This window comes from Kribbella sp. CA-294648 (assembly GCF_050943845.1).
In the GTDB taxonomy this organism is placed as follows: domain Bacteria; phylum Actinomycetota; class Actinomycetes; order Propionibacteriales; family Kribbellaceae; genus Kribbella.
This window is the reverse complement of sequence record NZ_CP191981.1, coordinates 3,163,893-3,183,472: the sequence shown is the minus strand read 5'-3', so window position 1 is coordinate 3,183,472 and position 19,580 is coordinate 3,163,893. Positions and strand designations below refer to the sequence as shown.

General features: G+C 68.4%; 16 protein-coding genes. 3 read left to right on the top strand and 13 right to left on the bottom strand.

All coding sequences use genetic code 11. The features are described 5' to 3' along the window. Window positions 1-22 precede the first annotated feature (22 nt). From dusB to ACQPYM_RS15330, 4 genes are read right to left on the bottom strand one after another with little or no spacing between them, the layout of a single operon-like run. Entirely contained in the window at window positions 23-1,144 is a 1,122-nt protein-coding gene (gene dusB / locus ACQPYM_RS15345; protein WP_433021122.1) for a tRNA dihydrouridine synthase DusB, read from the bottom strand. Between the two features lie 4 nt (window positions 1,145-1,148). Beyond that, a complete protein-coding gene (locus tag ACQPYM_RS15340; RefSeq protein ID WP_433021120.1) occupies window positions 1,149-1,859 on the bottom strand; it encodes a hypothetical protein in 711 nt (236 codons plus the stop codon). Between the two features lie 2 nt (window positions 1,860-1,861). Further along, window positions 1,862-3,247 (bottom strand): glycine--tRNA ligase, encoded by a 1,386-nt coding sequence (locus ACQPYM_RS15335; RefSeq protein ID WP_360282325.1) that lies wholly within the window; start codon window positions 3,245-3,247, stop codon window positions 1,862-1,864. Window positions 3,248-3,293: 46 nt separating this feature from the next. Beyond that, window positions 3,294-3,590 (bottom strand): antibiotic biosynthesis monooxygenase family protein, encoded by a 297-nt coding sequence (locus ACQPYM_RS15330; RefSeq protein WP_433021118.1) that lies wholly within the window; start codon window positions 3,588-3,590, stop codon window positions 3,294-3,296. A 72-nt stretch (window positions 3,591-3,662) separates the two neighbouring features. Between ACQPYM_RS15330 and ACQPYM_RS15325 the strand changes: the two genes are divergently transcribed. Both ACQPYM_RS15325 and ACQPYM_RS15320 read left to right on the top strand, forming a co-directional pair. Beyond that, a complete protein-coding gene (locus tag ACQPYM_RS15325; RefSeq protein WP_433021117.1) occupies window positions 3,663-3,974 on the top strand; it encodes a DUF6703 family protein in 312 nt (103 codons plus the stop codon). Between the two features lie 244 nt (window positions 3,975-4,218). After that, the gene (locus ACQPYM_RS15320; RefSeq protein ID WP_433021115.1) at window positions 4,219-4,824 is read left to right on the top strand and encodes a response regulator transcription factor; all 606 of its coding nucleotides are present in this window, start codon (window positions 4,219-4,221) and stop codon (window positions 4,822-4,824) included. Here the strand turns inward: ACQPYM_RS15320 and ACQPYM_RS15315 are convergent. From ACQPYM_RS15315 to ACQPYM_RS15290, 6 genes are all read right to left on the bottom strand, one after another. Then, a complete protein-coding gene (locus ACQPYM_RS15315; RefSeq protein WP_433021113.1) occupies window positions 4,803-6,500 on the bottom strand; it encodes an ATP-binding cassette domain-containing protein in 1,698 nt (565 codons plus the stop codon). The genes ACQPYM_RS15320 and ACQPYM_RS15315 overlap by 22 nt on opposite strands. After that, a complete protein-coding gene (locus ACQPYM_RS15310; RefSeq protein ID WP_433021111.1) occupies window positions 6,497-8,149 on the bottom strand; it encodes an ABC transporter ATP-binding protein in 1,653 nt (550 codons plus the stop codon). The genes ACQPYM_RS15315 and ACQPYM_RS15310 overlap by 4 nt, the downstream gene beginning before the upstream one ends. Beyond that, entirely contained in the window at window positions 8,146-10,113 is a 1,968-nt protein-coding gene (locus ACQPYM_RS15305) for a prolyl oligopeptidase family serine peptidase (protein ID WP_433021109.1), read from the bottom strand. Before ACQPYM_RS15305 ends, ACQPYM_RS15310 begins: the two co-directional genes overlap by 4 nt. 71 nt (window positions 10,114-10,184) lie before the next feature. Beyond that, on the bottom strand, window positions 10,185-10,322 hold the full coding sequence (locus ACQPYM_RS15300) for a SapB/AmfS family lanthipeptide (protein ID WP_433021107.1): 138 nt from the start codon (window positions 10,320-10,322) through the stop codon (window positions 10,185-10,187). 3 nt (window positions 10,323-10,325) lie between these two features. Beyond that, the gene (lanKC, locus tag ACQPYM_RS15295) at window positions 10,326-12,866 is read right to left on the bottom strand and encodes a class III lanthionine synthetase LanKC (RefSeq protein WP_433021105.1); all 2,541 of its coding nucleotides are present in this window, start codon (window positions 12,864-12,866) and stop codon (window positions 10,326-10,328) included. Window positions 12,867-13,312: 446 nt separating this feature from the next. Then, window positions 13,313-15,046, bottom strand: a complete 1,734-nt coding sequence (locus ACQPYM_RS15290; RefSeq protein WP_433021103.1) for a discoidin domain-containing protein — start codon at window positions 15,044-15,046, stop codon at window positions 13,313-13,315. A gap of 185 nt (window positions 15,047-15,231) precedes the next feature. On the opposite strand from ACQPYM_RS15290, the gene ACQPYM_RS15285 reads away from it, so the two are divergent. Continuing rightward, the gene (locus tag ACQPYM_RS15285; protein WP_433021101.1) at window positions 15,232-16,227 is read left to right on the top strand and encodes a LacI family DNA-binding transcriptional regulator; all 996 of its coding nucleotides are present in this window, start codon (window positions 15,232-15,234) and stop codon (window positions 16,225-16,227) included. Here the strand turns inward: ACQPYM_RS15285 and ACQPYM_RS15280 are convergent. Genes ACQPYM_RS15280 through ACQPYM_RS15270 form a run of 3 tightly spaced genes read right to left on the bottom strand, consistent with a single transcriptional unit; the run spans window position 16,219 to window position 19,573 of the window. Continuing rightward, entirely contained in the window at window positions 16,219-17,580 is a 1,362-nt protein-coding gene (locus tag ACQPYM_RS15280; RefSeq protein WP_433021099.1) for an alkaline phosphatase family protein, read from the bottom strand. The genes ACQPYM_RS15285 and ACQPYM_RS15280 overlap by 9 nt on opposite strands. Beyond that, on the bottom strand, window positions 17,577-18,725 hold the full coding sequence (gene eboE, locus ACQPYM_RS15275) for a metabolite traffic protein EboE (protein WP_433021097.1): 1,149 nt from the start codon (window positions 18,723-18,725) through the stop codon (window positions 17,577-17,579). Before eboE ends, ACQPYM_RS15280 begins: the two co-directional genes overlap by 4 nt. Then, entirely contained in the window at window positions 18,722-19,573 is an 852-nt protein-coding gene (locus tag ACQPYM_RS15270; RefSeq protein WP_433021095.1) for a TatD family hydrolase, read from the bottom strand. Before ACQPYM_RS15270 ends, eboE begins: the two co-directional genes overlap by 4 nt. Window positions 19,574-19,580: the final 7 nt, after the last annotated feature.

The window sequence follows — 19,580 nt, the reverse complement described above, 5'->3', positions numbered from 1 at the left end:
GGCCAGCTCTATGCCGAGCTGGTCAGCCGCCGGAGATTCCTATTTCGGCTTCGGCCATGTCGGTGTTCAGTCCGTCGGCGTCGTCCAGCCAGCCGTGTGGGAGGACTACGTGGTCTCGGGGGCTGCCCTGGCGGCCTCGGGGGGAGCCCAGTTCCTGGAGTGGGAAGGGGGCGGTGGGGTCTAGTTGGGTGAGGAGTTCGTCCAGGCGTTGGAGGGAGTCGACCATGCCCAGGGCGGCTCGGAGTTCGCCGCCTGCTGGGAAGCCCTTCAGGTACCACGGGACGTGTTTGCGGAAGTCGCGCAGGCCGCGCTGCTCGCCCATCAGGCCGGCCAGCAGTTCGCCGTGGCGGCGCATCACGGTCGCGACCTCGCCGAGGGTTGGTAGGTTGAGCGCCTCGCCGCCGGCGAAGGCGACCGCTAGATCGCGGAACAGCCACGGCCGGCCTAGGCAGCCGCGCCCGACGATGACACCGGCGCACCCAGTTTCAGCGACCATCCGGAGGGCGTCGGACGCCTCCCAGATGTCGCCGTTGCCGAGCACCGGGATGTTCACGTGCTCGACCAGCTCGGCGATCTTGGTCCAGTCCGCCTGACCGGAGTACGCCTGCGCCGCGGTCCGGCCGTGCAGCCCGATCGCGGCCGCGCCAGACTCCTCGGCGATCTTGCCCGCGTCGAGGTAGGTCTGGTGCGCGCTGTCGATCCCGATCCGGGTCTTCATCGTGACCGGGATCCCGTACGGCGTCGCCGCCCGGACCGCCGCCTGCAGGATCGCGCCGAGCAGATTGCGCTTCCACGGCAGCGCCGCGCCACCGCCCTTGCGGGTCACCTTCGGCACCGGGCACCCGAAGTTGAGGTCGACGTGCGCCACGCCGTACTCCGAGCAGAGCAGCTCCACCGCGCGGCCGACGTACACGGGATCGACCCCGTACAGCTGCACCGAGCGGACCGTCTCGCGCTCGTCGAACGTGAGCATGTCGAGGCTCTTCTGGTCACCCTCGACAATGCCGCGCGAGGTGATCATCTCGCAGACGTAGAGCCCCGCGCCCTGCTCCGCGCACAACCGCCGGTACGCCGCGTTGGTGATGCCCGCCATCGGTGCGAGCACCACTGGCGTGTCGATCGTGAGATCCCCGAGCTTCAACACGTGATCAGGCCTTCGAAACCTGGATCTGGCCGTTGCCGGAGACCTGCGCACGGTACGGCTCGACGGCATTCGCGGTCGTCGTCACGTCGCACCCGATCGGCTGACCGGCGGGAGCGACGATGGCGACGTCCTCCATCGTGCAGGTCACCTTCGCCGCGCCGGGCACGGTCCGCAGGACGGCGTCGACCACCTTCGGCCGCACGATCGCGACCTTCTCCGAGGTGAACTTGTACGACGCGGTGTACTGCTTGGCGTCGACCGTCAGGGTGCCCTCGTACGGCTGGCCGGCGTACTTCACCGTGCACTTCAGCGTGTGTTTGCCGGCCGTCTCGACCTTGTCGATCCCCGGGCAGTTCACCGTCGTGGTCGCCGCGCGGCCGGCGGTGACCTGCGCCTGCTTGGCGATCGCGAAGCGGATCCGCTGGGCCAGCGGCGCGTCGGACGCCGGCTCACCCTTCACCGAAGGCGTCGGCCACGGCTTCGTCGGCTTCGGCAGCGGAGTCAGCGACGGCGTCGAAGGAGTGGGGATCGGGGCCGACGACGGCCCCGAAGGCGCGGTCGGGCCGGCCGTCGTGGGATTGCTCGCCGGCGGGTTGTTACCGGCTTCCGGCGGGCTGTCGGAACAGCCCGCGACCAGGAACACCACCACAGCACTCACTCCGAAAACCGTCAGGCCGAACTTGGTGCGGCCCGGCGTCAGCAAACCCCGCAGCATCGTCAGCAACCCACCAGCCGCTGGGCGAGATAGCCGGTCACCTCGGTCAGCGCAACCCGCTCCTGCTTCATCGAGTCCCGCTCGCGGATCGTCACGGCCTGGTCGTCGAGGGTGTCGAAGTCGACGGTGATGCAGTACGGCGTACCGATCTCGTCCTGCCGGCGGTAGCGCCGGCCGATCGCGCCGGCGTCGTCGAAGTCGACGTTCCAGTTCTTCCGCAGCTCGCCGGCCAGGTCCTTCGCCTTCGGGGACAGGTCGGCGTTGCGGGACAGCGGCAGCACGGCCGCCTTGACCGGCGCGAGTCGCGGGTCGAAGCGCAGTACGGTCCGCTTGTCGACGCCACCCTTCGCGTTCGGCGCCTCGTCCTCGGTGTAGGCGTCGAGCAGGAAGGCGAGCACGTTGCGGGTCAGCCCGGCGGCCGGCTCGATCACGTACGGCGTCCAGCGCTCGCCCTTCTCCTGGTCGAAGTAGGACAGGTCGACCCCGGAGTGCTTGGAGTGCGTGGACAGGTCGAAGTCGGTCCGGTTCGCGATCCCCTCGAGCTCGTCGAACTCCTTGCCGCCGAAGTGGAACTTGTACTCGATGTCGACGGTGCGCTTCGAGTAGTGGCTCAGCTTCTCCTTCGGGTGCTCGTAGAAGCGCATGTTGTCCGGGTTCAGCCCGAGGTCGAGGTACCAGTCCCAGCGCGCCTTCAGCCAGTACTCGTGCCACTCCTCGTCACTGCCGGGCGCGACGAAGAACTCCATCTCCATCTGCTCGAACTCACGGGTCCGGAAGATGAAGTTGCCGGGGGTGATCTCGTTGCGGAAACTCTTGCCCACCTGGGCGATGCCGAACGGCGGCTTCTTGCGGGCGGTGCCCATCACGTTCGCGAAGTTGATGAAGATGCCCTGCGCGGTCTCCGGGCGCAGGTAGTGCAGCCCTTCCTCGGACTCGACCGGGCCGAGGTAGGTCTTCAGCAGGCCGTTGAACATCCGCGGCTCGGTGAAGGTGCCCTTGTTCCCGCAGTTCGGGCAGGCGATCTCGTCCAGCTTGACCTCGTCGGCGTCCTTGTTCTTCCGCCGGGCGAAGTCCTCCCGCAGGTGGTCGTCGCGGTACCGCTTGTGGCAGGACTGGCACTCGGTCAGCGGGTCGACGAACTCCTGCAGGTGGCCCGACGCCTCCCAGACCTTGGTCGGCAGGATCACCGAGGAGTCCAGCCCGACGATGTCGTCGCGGCCGGTCACCATCGAGCGCCACCACTGGGTCCGCACGTTGTTCTTCAGCTCGACACCGAGCGGTCCGTAGTCCCAGGCCGACTTGGTCCCACCGTAGATCTCGCCGCACGGGTACACGAAGCCTCTCCGCTTACTGAGGCTGACGACGGCATCGACGGTATCCACGGGCACGTTTCGACTCCAGAGTGGTGGTACGGGAAGGGTCCAGGCTATCGGTTCAGCGGTGCGGTGAGAATTCACTCAAGTCGTCATAGGCGCTCGGTTCGTCGATCGCCTCGGACAGCAACGGGACGGCCGCCAGCTTCACCTCGTACGGCGAGAGCGCGCGGCGGTAGCTGCCGATGTTCACCCACTCCATGCTGAGCGCCAGCAGCTCAGGATCATCCGCGTTCCGCCCGGTCCGGGCCGCCACGAAACCCTTCTGCCGGGACAGCACCTCGACCGCAGCCTCCAGCCGCTCGACGAACGCCGGCTGCCCAGCCTGCCCCACCCGGAACCTGATCACCACGAACACCCACCACACCCTACGGCGTCACCCCCGGCGACCACCTGCTGACCCGTTGGTCACGCCTGGAAGAATGGGGGGATGAGCAGCGCATCGAGCAGTCAGCCGGTCAGTCCGCTTCGGGCGCGGATCACCAAGGCGAGCTACCCGGTCGTGGCCAGGTTGCACGGGATGCCGAAGCTGACGTTGCCGGCAATCACGCTGGTGCTCGCGTTGGTCGGGGTGTTCGCTCCGCTCGCGGTCGGCGTCCCCGCGCTGATCCTGCTCGCGCTGCTGCTCGGCTGGCTCGGGTTCCTGTCCTGGCCGGTGGTCAGCACCGGGGCTCGCGGGATGCGGGTCTTCTCGGTCCTGGTCATCCTTTTGTTCGCGGTCTCCCGCATCGCCAACGGCTGACGCCGCAGAACCGCTGCCTGCGTCCACTTCGCTCCTCCGGGCGTCACCGCCGGCATACGCCCCGATACGACTGCTCTACAGACCGCGAAGTATTACCCTCAATTACCGCGAGTTTTTGCTGACCTGGTGACAGGTCAGATATCGGCATGGAAACTGTCGGTGACCGATCCCGGTGCTTCCGGCGCACTTCGTGACCGGCTGTATCCGGGATCAGCGAACACGATTCGCCAGGGGGGCGGAGCCGGTGATCCGAGTTGTCATCGGGCACCGCGGGAAGCTGGTGCGAGGCGCGCTGGCCGTGGTGCTCAGCAGAGAATCTGATCTGAACGTGGTGGCGGAGTTCGAGAACGCAGAGGAGGTCTTGCAGGGGTCCAACGCTGGGCCGGAGGTGCTGGTGCTGGATCCTCTCCTTCCGGGAGAGATGGGAATTGCCGAGTTGTGCGACCAGCTCGGTGGACATGCGGTGCTGATGCTGATCGAACGCGACGACGGCGGCTCGATCTCACTGGCCCTTTCGGTGGTCAAGCACTCGTCGAAGGTCGGGGTGATCGGTACCGACGTATCGCCCGACGACCTGGTCGACGCCGTCCGGGAGGTGGCCGAGGGCAGGCCGGTCTTCGATCCCAGCCTGGCGCTGGCGGCGTTGCGGGCGCCGGACAACCCGCTGACGGACCGCGAGTGCGAAGTACTCCGCCTGATCAACACCGGCGCGACCGCACAGGAGGTGGCCCGCGCCCTCAACCTCAGCGCCGGAACGATCCGGAACTACCTGTCCCGGATCCTCAGCAAGACCGGCGCGCGGAGCAGGATCGAGGCGATCCGGAAGGCTCAGGACGCGGGCTGGATCTGATCGCTGCTCACCTCGAGGCGAGCCGGGGGCGCCCAGTGGCCGACCAGTTCGGCGTACAGGGTGCTCTCGGTGAGCAGGGTCTGGTGGCTGCCGAGCATGGCGTGGCTGCCGTCGAGCACGAGGACTCGCCTGGCCCGTAGGGCGGAACTGACCCGGTGCGCGATGACGATCAGGGTGCCGGGGCGTGCCGCGAACGCTTCTTCGGCGACGCGTTCGGCCTCCGGGTCGAGGTAGCAGGTGGCCTCGTCGAGCACGGCCAGCGGCGCGGGTGACAGGTACGCCCGGGCCAGCGCGAGCAGCTGTCGCTCGCCTGCGGACAGCTGCGAAGGCCTGATCATCGCGGCCGGACCACCAACTCGGCGTACCAACTGGGATGCGCCGACCGCTTCGATCGCCTGGTCGAGCTCGGCGGCTGTTGCGTGCCGGTGCAGATAGGTCAGGTTCTCCCGGACTGTCCCGGTGAAGACGTACGCCTCCTGCGGGATCACCACACGGACACCGACCCGCAAGGCGGAGGGTGGGACTCCCCCAAGGAGCACCTCGCCCTTGGTGGGTTGCAGGAGGCCGCAGATGAGTCCGGCCAGCGTCGACTTGCCGATGCCGCTGGGGCCGACCACCGCGAGGTGATCGCCTTCCGGAACAACGAGGTCCAGGTTCCGCAGTACGGGCTCGGCGTGTGGGCCGTAGGCGAAGGAGACCTGCCGCAGCCGCACCTCGTGCCCGGTCGGCAGCCGTCCACCAGGCTCGTACGCCGGTACGTCGCTGGTGTCCAGGATCCGGCCCAGCGTCACGACGTACCGCAGACCGCTGTCGCCCAGCGCGGACATCACCGTATTGAGCGCCGGCTGCAATCCCAGCAGCACATAGGTCATGCCGCCGAGCAGCGTTCCGGTGCTGACGCCCCGGCTGAGCAGCCAGGGCGCCGCGGCGAGCAGGATCACCAGCGGGAGCCAGCCGCCGATCGCGAAACAGAGCTTCCGCAAGACGGCAACCTTCGCGAGCGATCGCTCAGCCGCCGCCTGCGCCTCGATCGGTCCCCCGACCAGTCCGGCGGCGAACTCTTCACCCCCGCTCGCGGTCAGATCCCGTACTCCGGCAAAGGCCATCCCCGCCGAGGTCGCCAACTCCTCATCGGCCCGCAACGACGCGCGGACGCGGGCAGCCGCCAGTCCCAGCACACCAAGCGAAGCAAGAAACCCCAGCAGGAATGGCGGTACCACGAGCGCGGCGACCAGCGGCGACAGCGACAGCAACCCGGTCACCACGCCGATCACCGTCACGACGAAGCTCCGCACCACCAGCACCAAGCCGGCAAACGTGTCCCGGACGATCTCCACCTGACGGTTCAGGCGAGCCAACGCGCCATCGGCCTGGGCGTTCCGCAGCGCACCGGCCACCACCTTGCGGACGAGTTCATCACGGAGCGGTTCGACGAGATCGCCGAGCAGTCGATAGACAAAGCGAGCGCCCAACGCACCGAACAACGCGGCTGCCACCAGACCGCCGAGCCACGCCAGCCCCCGCTCCGTTCGCCCGGCGAGGAACGCATCCGTGGCATGAGCGACAGCCAACCCATAGCAAGCCGTCGGCAGGATCTCAGGCACCGACCAAGCCGCCAGCAGCAGAGCAGGCCGCCGCCGTACTGCGGCCAGCCCCACCCGCAACTCCCGCTTCACCCGAACACCTCCCGGTACTCCGGCCGGCGCCACAAGTCGTGGTGTGAGCCGACTGCCCGGACTCGCCCCTTCTCCAGCCACACCACCAAGTCGGCCCGAGCCGCCGTCGCCACGCGATGCGTGACGATCAACCGGGTACGCCGCCGCCGGTCGCCCATCAGCGTCTCGCTGATCTGCAGCTCGGTTGCGGTGTCGAGGCTGCTGGTCGCGTCGTCGAGGATCAGCAGCCGCTTCGCGGTCCATGCCCTGGCCAGCCCGAGCCGCTGGGCCTCGCCACCGGACATCGGCGCCTTCGAGAGCGGGGTCCCGTAGCCATCGGGCATCCGGCTGACGAAGTCGTGCGCATGGGTGGCGCGGGCCGACGCGAGCAGCCGGACCGGCTGGAGCGGACCGACGGAGATGGCATCGCCCACTGTCGAGCCGACCAGCGCTGGTCGCTCGAACGCACACTTGACCGCAGTACGCAGCGCGGTCTTGCTCAGCGCATGCAGCGGTACTCCGTCGAGCAGGACCAGTCCCTTGTCGGGATCTAGCAGGCGCCCGGCCACAGCGGCGAGCACGGACTTGCCTGCACCGCTGGGACCAACTACTGCGACTGCTGCGCCGCCGGGGAGGTCCAGGTGGATGTCGTCGAGCAGGATGTCCTTGCCGGCGAGCACGGTGACTCCGTCGAAGACCAAGCGGCCAGGGCCTTCCGGCAACGGCAGCGTGCCGTACCCGACCGGTTGGAGAGCAGTCACCTCTGCTGCCCGGGTGATGCCGGCACGCGCTCTGGCCAGTTCACCCAGGACTCCAGTGAGACTGCCGAGCCCGGCCCCGATCACGGCGTACTGGACAGCGGCGAAGTACTCGCCTGCCGTGATCCGGCCGTTGACCAGTTGGACGCCACCGACGGCTAGGACGGAGATCAGGACCAGTGGACCGATCACTGCAGCCTGTGCGCCGGAGCGGGCCAGCATCTGCCAGGTCTGGAGGCCTTGTTCGTGCAACTGCGGCAGCAGCCGGAGGATCCGGCGCTCCTCCCGCTCGGCCGTACCCGCGGCGACGATGGTCCGGATGCCGGCCAGGGCCTCAGTAAGCGCGGCAGCGATGCGGCCCTGGGTCTGCTGGTAGGCCAGGCTGATCTCGGCGGTGCGGCGCGTGAATGCCCACAGCACTACGACAACGGCCGCTATCCCGGCGAGGAAGGCTGCGGCAAGCCAGGGGTCTATGAGGAACAGCAGAACCAGGCTGCCGATCGGGGGGATGGCTGCAGCGACCGCTGTCACCGCAGCGGGGCCGGCCTGAGCTGCGTCGGTGGCGTTGCCGGAGACTCGGCTGACCAGGTCGCCGGTGTCGAAACCGCGGGTAGCGGACGGACCTGAGGTCAGCACTCGGCCGACCAGGCGGTGCCGTAGCCAGGCGGTGGTTCCGGCGACGCAGGCTGTGCCGGCGAGTACTTCGACGAGGTCGCAGGCGATACCGAGGGCGATCAGTCCGCAGGCGACCAGGACCCATCGACTGCTGTCATCCTGAGCGACCACGGCGTCCACTGCCCGGCCGAGCACGGTCGGCAAAGCGAGCACGATCAGGCTGCCGAGCAGAGCAGCCGCCCCGATCAACGGAAGCCATCCACGCCCCTGCCGGAGCACCCCCCGAAAGGTCGTCACGGGACACCACCTCGGAGTTCCAGGCCGGTGTGGGTGGCCAGGAAGGCGAGCATGTCTGCCGCTAGGGCCACGCCTCGGCTGGTTCCGGCTGGTAGGTGGCCTACTCCGGATTCGGTTCTGAGCAGGATCGGTCGGGTGCCGGTGGTGGCGTGCTGCAGGGCGGCGCACATCTTGCGAGCATGCAGCGGATCGACGCGGGTGTCACCGTCGAAGGTCGTGAACAGCACCGCCGGATAGTCCGCCTCAACCACTCGGTGGTACGGCGAGTACGCGAGCAGCGCGGCCAGTTGAGCCGGATCGTCTGCCGACCCGTACTCCTGCACCCACGAGGGCCCGAGCCCGGCCAGTTGGTAGCGGACCATGTCGAGCACCGGCGCCGAGCAGACCGCTGCCGCGAACAACTCCGGCCGTTGCGTGAGGGCCGCGCCGACCAGCAGACCGCCGTTGGACTCACCACAGATCCCCAGCCGGTCAGTCGTCGTCCAGCCGTCCGCGATCAACGTCTCGGCCGCGGCGAGGAAGTCGTCGATGACGTTCTGCTTCGCACCCAGTACTCCGGCCCGATGCCACTCCTCGCCCTGCTCTCCCCCGCCCCGCAGGTTCGCCGTCACGAAGACGCCGCCGGCCTCCACCCAGGCCAGCGCGAAGGACGAGTAGGTGGGCGTGAGGGACAACCCGAATCCGCCGTACCCGTAGAGAATCGTGGGTCGCGGTTCGCCGGCCCCCGGGCGGGCGAGCACGACCAGGCGGATCGGAGTACCGTCGCGCGATCGGCCGGCCAGCTGATGGGATTCAACGTCTCGGACTGCAGAAGCCTTGCTCCAAGGGGTGGCGCGGCCGGTGCGGGCGTCGTACCGGTGGACGGTCGGTGGGGTGACGCTGTCGGTGTAGCTGAACCAGGCCTCGTGTCCGCCGTCCGGTCGGGTGCAGAGGTCGCCGATCGTGCCCGCACCCGGCAGCGGCACCTCGTGCAGAAGCCCGCCGGTCTCGAGATCGTGGGCGGTGAGCGAACTCAAGGCGTGCCTGGTCCGCCCGACGAGGAGCATCCCGTCGAGCACCGCGAGTTGGCTGAGTGGCGCGCCCGGCTCCTCCGCGACGAGCTCTCTCCAGTGCTCATGACCGGGTTGTCGCGGATCGCCGACGCAGACCCGGCCCGACGGTGCACCGAGAGTTGTTGCCACATACATCCGTCCGTCCGGCCCGACCGCCAGCGCCGTCCGCGCATCAACCCCAAGCTGGGCCACCACCGGATCGAACCCGGAACTCAGGTCGACAAGCCACACATCATTGCCCTGCGCAACCACAGCGGAGATCGTCAACCAGTTGCCATCAGCACTGATCTCCAGCCCGTACGACGCTTCGCCCGGCAGCACCAACTCATCTTCAGCCGTGCCGATCCTATGCAGGTAAAGCTTTCGCGCCCGGACGAGGTAGAAGGCCTTGCCGTCCGGGAGCCACGCCACTGGCGAGTAGCGGCAGCGATCGATCGGCCCGGCGACCACCTCACCGGTGTCGACGTCGAGAACAAAGAGGAAGGACTGCTCGTCGCCACCGCGAGAGATCTGGTAAGCCAGCAAGCGTCCGTCCGGCGAGGGCTGCCATCGGTCGAGCGTGGTCAGACCGGAGGGATCGAGCGCCATCGGATCGACGAGCACGCGGTCCCCGACGTACAGAACCGGATGCTCCTGGCCGGGACGCCTCCGCGTGAAGAACTGCCGGTCGCCGCGCCAGGCCGGCGTACTGGTTGTCTCTACCTCGCTGAGGGCGGCCACCCTGGTCCGGAAGTGTGCACGGCTTGGTAGATCGCGAGCCTGGAGAGACCAGAGTTCGTCCTGGGCCGCCTGCCACGCCCGCGTCCGCGGATCGGTGGCGTCCTCCAGCCAGCGGTAAGGATCAGCCACCCGGTGGCCGTGCAGGTACTCCGCGCCGGGCAGCCGCTCGGCGCCGGGATAGCTCAGCCGCACGAGACCTCCTCTCCACAGGGCAGGGGCCATCCCGGACGGGAGGCGATGTCCCGTCCGGGATGACTATGCGCCTAGTGACACAACACCAGGCTGATGTTGCTCGGGGACTGGGAGCCGCAGCCGAGAACCGTCAGCGTGCTGCCGCCACCACCCCCTCCGCCGCCGCCACCAGTGGGGGCGTCGAGACCTTGCAGGTCGAGAAGTGCCATTTTCTACACCTCCTTCCAGGAATCGTTGGGAACGGACCGCCGGGCGGGTCCGAAAAATGGGAGGACTGTCGGCTGCTCCTGTGCAGCGGCGCCGAGAGCCAGCAGGACACCGGCCGTACCGGTGGCCAGGTCCATCGAGAGACGAAGCAACTGGTTGCCGGGGAAGGCCAAACCGCCCCCGTACGGGAGGGCGTGCCAGCCGAATCCGGCGATCAACTGGTCGCGGACGCCCGGTTCGAGCTGGGTCGCGGCCAGCAGCAGTCCGGCGCGCCCCATGAAGAGGCCGGGTTGGACGAAGTACCCGCAATGGGTGACCTTCCGCAGCGCGTCAAGGGCCGGTGCGAGCTCGTCGTCCGGGCGATGCGACAGGTAGCGGTCCAGCACCAGAGCGATCCCGGCCGAGCCCTCTTCGAGATACGGCAAGGTGCGCCAGCCCTGGTTGACCTGCAGCATGCCGTGGTCGTCCGTCGTACAGCGGCGCAGGTCCTGCTGCAGAGCGATCCGAGCCAGGTCGAGCAGCCCCTCGTCCCCCCACTGCTCATAGGCGTGCAGGAACAGCAGCGCCGGGCCCGAGGAACCGTGCATCAGCCCGGCTCGCGGGCGTCCTTCGCCGCTGAGTTCGGGGACGTCGTCGGGTCCACCGAGGCGGTCGGCCACCTGGTCGACGATCCCGGTCGCGGCCGTGCGGTCATCGAAGCCGAGCAGGTTGAGCCCGATGCCGGCCAGACCGGAGTACAGGCCGAGTTGCTGGACGCCGACTGGTTGCTGCTGGCAACGTTCGATCAGGTCGAGCGCATCCTCGTGGTAGCCGAGCCCGGCCAGGACGTAGGCGACACCGTGGAGTCCGTCGTAGAACCCGGGCTTGATGGCCGGCTCCTTGGCGCGCTTGAGCAACCAGTCCTCGTACTCCGGGAAGCGGCCCGCGCCGCTCCGGTCGAGCGCCCACAGCACGCCAGCCGCTCCATGGGCGAGGTTGACCCCACCACCCGGCTCGAACTGCGCGATGTCTCCGGGGAACAATCGGTCGTCTCGCTCCGGCGTCGCGCTGGCGACGACGGCCTTGGTGATCGCGTCGCGAGCGTCCGGCCACGGCACCTTGCCGGGCAAGGGCGGATCAGCCTGCGTCCTCGACCGTCCACCAAGGATGGTGCCGACCGCGGCATCGAGCTTCTCCCTCGGTACTCCGAACGTCTCGCTGACCTGGTCGGCCAACTGGCTCGCCTTCTCCGGGTGGATTCGCAGCAGCATGGTGGACTGCGGGGCGAACAGACCGATCGCGAGACAAGCGAGCGCGTAGCGATCAACGTCGGCGCCTTGCCGGTCCGGCGGAGCGGCGTAGCCGGGATGAGCCAGCGCCGACCGGGCCTGCTCGGTGACGAGAGTGGCCACCTCGAAGTCGATCAGTACCAGCCGATCGTCGGCGCCGATCAGGATGTTTCCGGGGTGCAGGTCGTTGAACACGACACCCCGCTCGTGCAGAGCAGCGACGGCCTGCTCGACCTTGGCCAGCATTCCGAACGCCCACTCGGCGTACTCCGCAAGCTCCGTTGCCGAGGGGTCCGGCTTGGTCAGCGGATAACGCCGGACGATCTTCCGCTGCAAAGGATCCGAGTCGACGAACTCCTGAACCAGGAAGTGATGATCACCCAGGACGAGATAGTCGTGCACCGCCGGTACGACGTCCAGGCCGGCCAGCCGTTGCAGGATGTCGCGTTCCTGGCCGATGCGGGCGACCGCGTCGCGGCCGAGGACATCCAGCCCGGCCAGCGGGCGGCCCTCCTTGAGCACCACCTTGACGCCGGTGTCGCGGTGATGGCCGAGGTACACGCCACCGCCGTTGGAGAACTGGATGACGCTCTCGATGGTGTAGGCGAGCTCGTTCGTGGTCACCGCGTTGCGGGCCGCGAGGTGTGGCTCCAGGAACGAGGGCAGCGTCACCCAGGGCGGGATCGAGAACGTGGGTCCTCGCACGTCCGGCACCAGTTGGCCTTCCGCGTCGGCGAGGGCGTAGACGCGTTCGCCGGTCTCCGACAGGCAGTACCTGGTGACGAAGGCGCCGTACCGGACGAACAGCGGGCCGGCCCCGTAGCGCAGGTCGCTGAGGATGTACGGACCCCGGATGCCTTCGAGGATGCCGTCGAGCTCCTTCAGCACGAGTTCGAGCTGGGTCTCGTCGGCCGGATAGATCGTCACCAGCTTGCCGCTCGATCCGCGGAAGGCCGCCTTGGCGTTGAACATCACCAGCACGGGCTTGCTGCGCAGGAACTTGAAGGGCAGGCCGCGCGGCACGCAGTAGTTCCAGACGGCCGCGAGTGCCTTCTCGGCATCCTCGAGACCGGCGGAGACGTGGATCTTCCAGCCCTGCTGGGGAAGCTCGGCGCCTCGTGGCGCGTAGTTCATCCAGACGTCGCCGGGGACATGCTCCCAGCCGGCCGGCACCGGCCGGCTACAGGCTGGGAAGTCAGGCTCTTCCCCGGCGCCGCGGTTGGACGGGGTGTCGTAGAACAGTCCGTCAGCCAAGCAGTAAAGCTCGTACTGCTCCACTCCGGCCTCCCCATGTAATTGATGCTCCTGTCACATGGTGTGGCCGTTCGCTCTCGATGCGTAGTGCCTGGCGTCACGACGCAGACGTGAGGAATGTTGACGCTACCGCTGCGTATGTACCTCTGTTCGACGGAGCGTGACGAGCTGGGCCGCACGGCCTTCCCGATCGACGCGGCCAGCTTCTTCACGGCCGGCTCCTGGCCCGCCGTACCGATGCCCTGGGCAACGATGATCGACTGCGTCAGGTGCTCCTTCAGGTGCTTGACGAAGAGGTTGTCGAAGGCAGCACCGGATACCTTGCCTAACGCAACAATCTCGGCCTCGCTGCTGGTGGTGGCGGGGAGGCGGCGACAGCGGAACCGCAGGCCGTCACCACCAGCAGCAGGGTGGAAGGCACCAGACCTTTCACTATGGGCGACCGTCCGCCCCACACTTGATGATCGTCGTCATCGGTATACCCGGACGTAGTCGACCAGCATGCGGGCCGGGAAGGGCGTGCTGGCGTTCGGAGGGCCGGGCCAGTCGCCGCCGACGGCGAGGTTGAGGATGAGGTAGAAGGGGTGGTCGAAGATCCACGGCCCGCGGGTCGCCTCGACCTGGGCCTTGTCAAGGGTGAAGACCGTGCGGCCGTCGAGCGTGTAGACGATGCCCTTGCTGTCCCAGGCGGCCGCCCAGGTGTGGAAGTCGTCGGAGAAGTCGGCGCCGTTCGGCAGCGTGTACGAGCCGCCGATCCCACCGCCACCGTTGTACGCCGGCGCGTGCACGGTCGAGTAGGCCGTCTTCACGTCCTTGCCGAGCACCTCGAGGATGTCGATCTCCCCGTTGTACGGCCAGGGCCGGCCGGTGAGGAAGTCCGCGCCCATCATCCAGAAGGCCGGCCACAGTCCGGCGCCCTTCGGGATCTTCACCCGCGCCTCGATCTTGCCGTAGGTCGTGGTGAACTTGCCGCCGGTGTTCATCCGGTGCGAGGTGTACTGACACGTACCGCTGCCGGTCAGCGGGTCGGTCGGGCAGGACGAGCCCGGCGTGGCCTCCTTGCGGGCCTCCATCACCAGGTTGCCGTTGCCGTCCATCGACGCGTTGTTGTTGTTCGTGTAGTACTCGAGCTCGTTGTTCGGCCCGGTACCGGGATCGATCGTCCACTTCGCCGCGTCCGGCTTACTGCCGGCCGAGCCGTTGAACTCGTCGGACCAGATCAGCTGCGGCGGATTCGCCGGGTCACTCGGTGGAGTGGGCGGGGTGTTCGGCGCTCCACCGGTGCCGTAGACCTGGAACTCCCACAGCGAGTACCCGTACGGCGTATTGCGCTGCGTGCCGTACATCCGGACGTACCGGCCGGTGCCGCTGACGGTGAGCGTCTCCTTGAATCCGGGCCCGCTGGTGGTGCTGTAGATCGGTGTCCAGTTGACGTTGTCGCTGGAAACCTGCAGCTGGTACGACTTCGCCGAGGCCGGGTCCCATTGCAGCACCACCTTGTCGATCTGGGCGTTGGCGCCGAGGTCGACCGAGATCCAGCCGGGGTCGACCCAGCCGCTGTCCGTCGTGGTGGCCCAGCGGCTGGCCGGGTCGAGGTCGAAGGCGCGAGCCGGAGTGCACTCCCAGCAGTTGCTGTCGTGCTGCTGCGACGAGGCTGCCCCGGTCTTGCCGTACGAGAGCAGCTTGCTGCCGGGGCCGGGATCGCTGGACGTCGTACCGAAGACTTTGAACTCCCACAGGGAGTAGCCCCATTGGGTCGCGCGCTGAGTGCCGAGCATGCGGACGTACCGGCCCGAGCCCGAGACGGGCAGCGTCTGGTCGCCGCCCGTACTGGTGGTGGTCGTGTAGATGGAAGTCCAGTTCGTGCCATCGGCGGAGACCTGCAACTGGAAGGCCTTGGCGGACGCTGCCTCCCAGCTCAGCACGACCTGGTTGACGGTGGCGGTCCGGCCGAGGTCGACCTGGATCCATTGCGGATCGCTGAAGCCGCTGGACCACCGGGTTCCGGGGTCGCCGTCGACCGCGGCGGACGCCGGGAAGGCGACATTCTCGGCGGACGACGCGGTGACGGGCTTGCCCTGGGACAACAGGGTGTCGGCGGCGTCGGCGGGCGGGCTGACCAGAAGCGCGAGCACGAAGCTGGTCGCGACGGCGAGCAGGGCGGCGATCTTGAGGCGGGGCAGCACGGGAGAAAGGGATGGCATGGCATCTCCTGGGGCGGGCGGGCGGGAGGTGGGGGAACGTTCCCTGAGTCTGAGACAAGCTTGCTCAGGGAACGGTGTCAAGGCCTCGCGGCGGTTCCGGAACAGCGGGAGCATGCCTTGACAAGGCCGCACGCCTGCCGGGATCCTCAGGCGTGGGGAACGTTCCCCTCGTGAAAGGGGTCTGGGTGCGACGACCGACGCTGCACGCTGTCGCGGCCCGGGCCGGGGTGTCGAAGTCGAGCGTCTCCCGGGTGATCAACGGTGAGCCGACGGTCGCGCCGGAGATCCGCCAGATCGTGATGGCCGCGGTCACCGAATTGGGCTACGTGCCGAACGGCGCGGCCCGCAACCTGGTCACCCAGAAGACGAACACGATCGCCATCATCGTCTCCGATCCTCCGGCCGGCCTGGTCTCCGACGACCCGATGTTCGCGATGGTCGTCCGGGCCGCGTCGCGGGAACTCGAGGCAGCGGGCAAACAGGTGTCGCTGGTCCTGGCCGGCTCCGACGAGAGTCGTCTGCGCGTCGAGCAGTACCTCGCGGCCGGTCACGTCGACGGCGCGATGCTCGTCTCGATGGACGGCTCGGACCCACTGCCCGCAGTACTGGCCAGGACCGGGCTGCCGATCGTCTCGCACGGGCGGCTCGCGACTCCCGGCCTGATGCCGTACGTCGACAACGACAACGTCGGTGGCGCGGCAAAAGCCGTGCAGCACCTCCTCGATCAGGGTCGGCAGCGGATCGCCACCATCTCCGGGCCCCTCGACATGCAAGCGGCGCAGGAGCGGCTCACGGCCTACCGGCAGACCTTGAAGGACACGGGCCGTCGGTCGATCGTTGCCCTGGGCGACTTCACCCGGATCTCCGGCGCCGAGGCGATGAGTCAACTGCTGGAAGACGATCCGCAGCTCGACGCGGTGTTCGCAGCCAACGATCTGATGGCGATCGGCGCCCTGCGCACCTTGCGCGAGGCGGGTCGCCGGGTGCCTGATGACGTAGCGGTGGTCGGCTTCGACGACATCGAGGCCGCGCTCTACACCGCTCCCCCGCTCACCACCGTCCGCAGCCCGATGGGCGAGCAGGCGGCCCGCACCGTCCGACTGCTGCTCGACCTGCTCGCCGACGGCAGCGCGGACTCCGTCATCCTGCCGACCGAGCTCGTCATCCGCGAGTCAGCCTGAGGCCTTCAGCAACAGGTCTCGTACTGCGGTGGCCTCCACCTTCCCCGCCGGCGCCAGCTGCGGATCGGTGCTGAGGAAGACCGGGGCATCCTCCGGGTTCGACGGCAGGCGGCCATGGGAACCGCGGACGACCGACGGGTCCAGCGGGACGACCCGCATCGCGTACCGCAAGCCGGCCTTCTTCCGCAGCAGGTACGACGCCGCCCGCGGCTTCACCCAACGGTCGGACGGATCGAAGAAGAGCTCGGCCGGGTCGTAGCCGGGTTTGCGGTGGATCTCCACTGCCCTGGCGAAGTCCGGCGCGCGCGCATCATCGAGCCAGTAGTAGTAGGTGAACCACGAATCCGGCTCCGCCACCGCGACCAGCTCACCGGCCCGCGGGTGATCGAGTCCGTACTGTCGCTTGCCTGCGGCATCGAGTACCTCGGCGACGCCCCGCAGCGATCCGAGCAACTTGCCGACGGCATCGGTGTCGGCGGAATCCCGCACGTAGACGTGGGCCAGCTGGTGATCCGCGACGGCAAACGCCTTGGAGGTCCACGGATCGAGGTATTCCATCCCGTCCTGGGTGTACACCTCCAGCAGCCCCGCACTCCGCAGCGCCCGGTTGATGTCCACCGGCCGGCAGACATCGGTGATCCCGTACTCCGACAGCACGATCACCGTCGCGCCGCGCGCCTCGGCATCGTCCAGCAACGGCGCGAGCACGGCGTCCAGCTCGATCGCGGCGCGGGTCGCCTCGACCGACGAAGCGCCGTACCGCTGCAGGTCGTAGTCGAGGTGCGGAACGTAGCTGAGCAGCAGATCAGGGTTGTCCTGGGCAAGGATCTGACGCGACGCGGCAACGATCCACTGGCTCGACCTGATCGATGCCGTCGGCCCCCAGTAGTGGAAGAGCGGGAAGGCGCCGAGCTCGCCGGTCAGCCGGTCGTGCAGCTCGACCGGCCTGGTGTAGCAGTCCGGCGCCTTGCGGCCGTCGGCGTAGTAGATCGGTCGGGGCGTGACGAGCAGGTCGGTGTCCGCGCCCATCGCGTACCACCAGCACACGTTCGCGACCTTGTACGCCGGATTCCCGCGCCGGGCAACGTCCCAGACCTTCTCGCCCTGGACGAGTTGGTTGTGCTGACGCCACAGGTAGACCTCACCGAGGTCGCGGAAGTACCAGCCGTTGCCGACGACACCGTGTTCGGACGGCATCTTGCCGGTCAGGAAGGTGGCCTGGGCCGAGCAGGTGACGGCGGGCAGAACCGTCCCGAGCTCGCGACTCAGCGGGAGTTGCCGCAACCGCGGCATCCGGCGCAGGAGGCGCGGAGTCAGCCCGACGACGTCGATGACGACGACCTGCTTGCTCATCTGATCTCCTCCAGGCCGAGGCCGACGAGGCGGTCGCGGAGCCAGCCGAGTTCTCCGGCGATGCCCTGGGCGAGTTCCTGCCGCGTCGTGGGTGCGTTGGGGAGAACCGACCAGGTGTAGGTCTCGGACTCCAGGTGATGGGTCAGCGGATGAGTACCCCCGACGAGGTGCCGCAGACTGTCTTCGAGCACGTCCGTAGTACTGGTCAGCGGTGGTCGCGGCGCGGCGTGGACGGGGACGTGGAAATGGACTCGCCAGCAGGCGTGACCGGACAACTGGTCCACCAGGTCGAGGTCGTCGATCCCGCCGCCGCCGTACTCGCGGGTCTGGTGCAGGAACTTCGGTTCGGCGAACTCGTCGAGCAGTTCGCGCGCGACCGGGTCGCCGGGATGCGGGACGTGCAGGGCTGCCGAGACCTGGCTCTTGACCACCTCGACGCCGGCCCGCGACAAGGTGGCGAACGCCGCGGCGGGTTCCTCGAACTGCACCGCGAGATGGCAGGTGTCCAGGCAGAGGCCGACCAGCGACCGAGCGGCGTACGGGCCGAGCCAATGGGCGGCTTGCGGGATCATCTCGAGGACACAGCCGGGTTCGGGCTCGATCGCGACCCGGATCCGCCGACCGGTGGCTTCCGCGGTCCGGGCCAGGTGGAGTTCGAGGCGGTTGACCGCGTCGCGGGCCGCGGCGTCCCGGCTGCGGTCCCACGGCGTTCGCCAGGCCAGCGGCAGTGTCGAGATCGACCCGTACGACGCGTCCTCGGGCAACAGTTCGGCCAGTACGTCGACCAGGTCGAGGGTGTAGCGCAGCCGCGCGGGCTCGGTCCAGTCGGGTGAGTAGACCTTCTTGCCCACGACACGATCGTGGAAACCGGAGTACGGGAAGCCGTTGAGGGTGACGACTTCGAGGTGGTTGCGGTCGAGGGCAGCGCGAAGGCGGTTGAGCGCGACGCGCGAGTTGGCGAGCCGGTCCGCGAGGGTGCTGGCCAGCCACAGGCCGACGCCGAGGACGGGAACGCCGAGCTCCTCGCGGACCAGGGCGGAGCACCCGTCGAGTTGGGCGATGACTCCTTCGAGATCCTCGGCCGGGTGGACGTTCGTGCAGTAGGCGAGATGGACGATCGAGCCGTCCGGGTGGCGGAACCTCATGACCTGGCACCGCGCAGGATCGAATTGCCCTCGAAGCTGTCCGCGGGCGCCGCGTCGCCGAGATCGAGGCGTTGCGACTGCCCGTAGAAGGCGACCGGGTTGCGCCAGAGCACCTGGTCGACCGCTTCGTCGGAGAAGCCGGCCGCGAGCATCGCCTGACCGGTCGCGTAGGTTCGCAGCGGGTCGGACTTGCCCCAGTCGGCGGCGGAGTTCACCAGCATCCGCTCGGTCCCGAACTGCTGCAGGATCGCGACCATCCGGTCGGGGTCCATCTTGGTGTCGGGGTAGATGGAGAAGCCCATCCAGCACCCCGAGTCGGCGACGCGCTGGACCGTCACCTCGTTCAGGTGATCGACCACGACGCGGTGCGGATCGAGACCGGACTCCCGGACGACGTCGAGCGTTCGGGTGGTACCGGCTGCCTTGTCGCGGTGCGGGGTGTGGACCAGGACAGGCAGCTCGAACTCCTTGGCCAACTCGAGTTGCGCGGCGAACACCTCGTCCTCCGCCGGGGTCATCGAGTCGTAGCCGACCTCGCCGACCGCGACCACACCGTCCTTGGCCAGGTACCGCGGCAGCACCCCGACCACGTCCCGGCAGCGCGGGTCGTTCGCCTCCTTCGGGTTGAGCGCGATCGTGCAGTGATGTTTGATCCCGTACTGCGCGGCGCGGAACGGCTCCCAGCCGATCAGCGCGTCGAAGTAGTCGACGAACGAACCGACACTGGTCCGCGGTTGCCCCAGCCAGAACGCGGGCTCCACCAGTGCCCGGACTCCGTGGGCCGCCATCGCGGCATAGTCGTCGGTGGTCCGCGAGGTCATGTGGATGTGCGGATCGAAGATGCGCATGGTCGGA

Excerpts from the sequence above, each read along its gene's own strand:
- ACQPYM_RS15340 (WP_433021120.1), bottom strand. The coding sequence starts at position 1,859 with ATGCTGCGGGGTTTGCTGACGCCGGGCCGCACCAAGTTCGGCCTGACG.
- ACQPYM_RS15280 (WP_433021099.1), bottom strand. The coding sequence starts at position 17,580 with ATGAGCAAGCAGGTCGTCGTCATCGACGTCGTCGGGCTGACTCCGCGC.
- ACQPYM_RS15300 (WP_433021107.1), bottom strand. The coding sequence starts at position 10,322 with ATGGCACTTCTCGACCTGCAAGGTCTCGACGCCCCCACTGGTGGCGGC.
- ACQPYM_RS15290 (WP_433021103.1), bottom strand. The coding sequence starts at position 15,046 with ATGCCATCCCTTTCTCCCGTGCTGCCCCGCCTCAAGATCGCCGCCCTG.
- ACQPYM_RS15270 (WP_433021095.1), bottom strand. The coding sequence starts at position 19,573 with ATGCGCATCTTCGATCCGCACATCCACATGACCTCGCGGACCACCGAC.
- ACQPYM_RS15325 (WP_433021117.1), top strand. The coding sequence starts at position 3,663 with ATGAGCAGCGCATCGAGCAGTCAGCCGGTCAGTCCGCTTCGGGCGCGG.
- eboE (WP_433021097.1), bottom strand. The coding sequence starts at position 18,725 with ATGAGGTTCCGCCACCCGGACGGCTCGATCGTCCATCTCGCCTACTGC.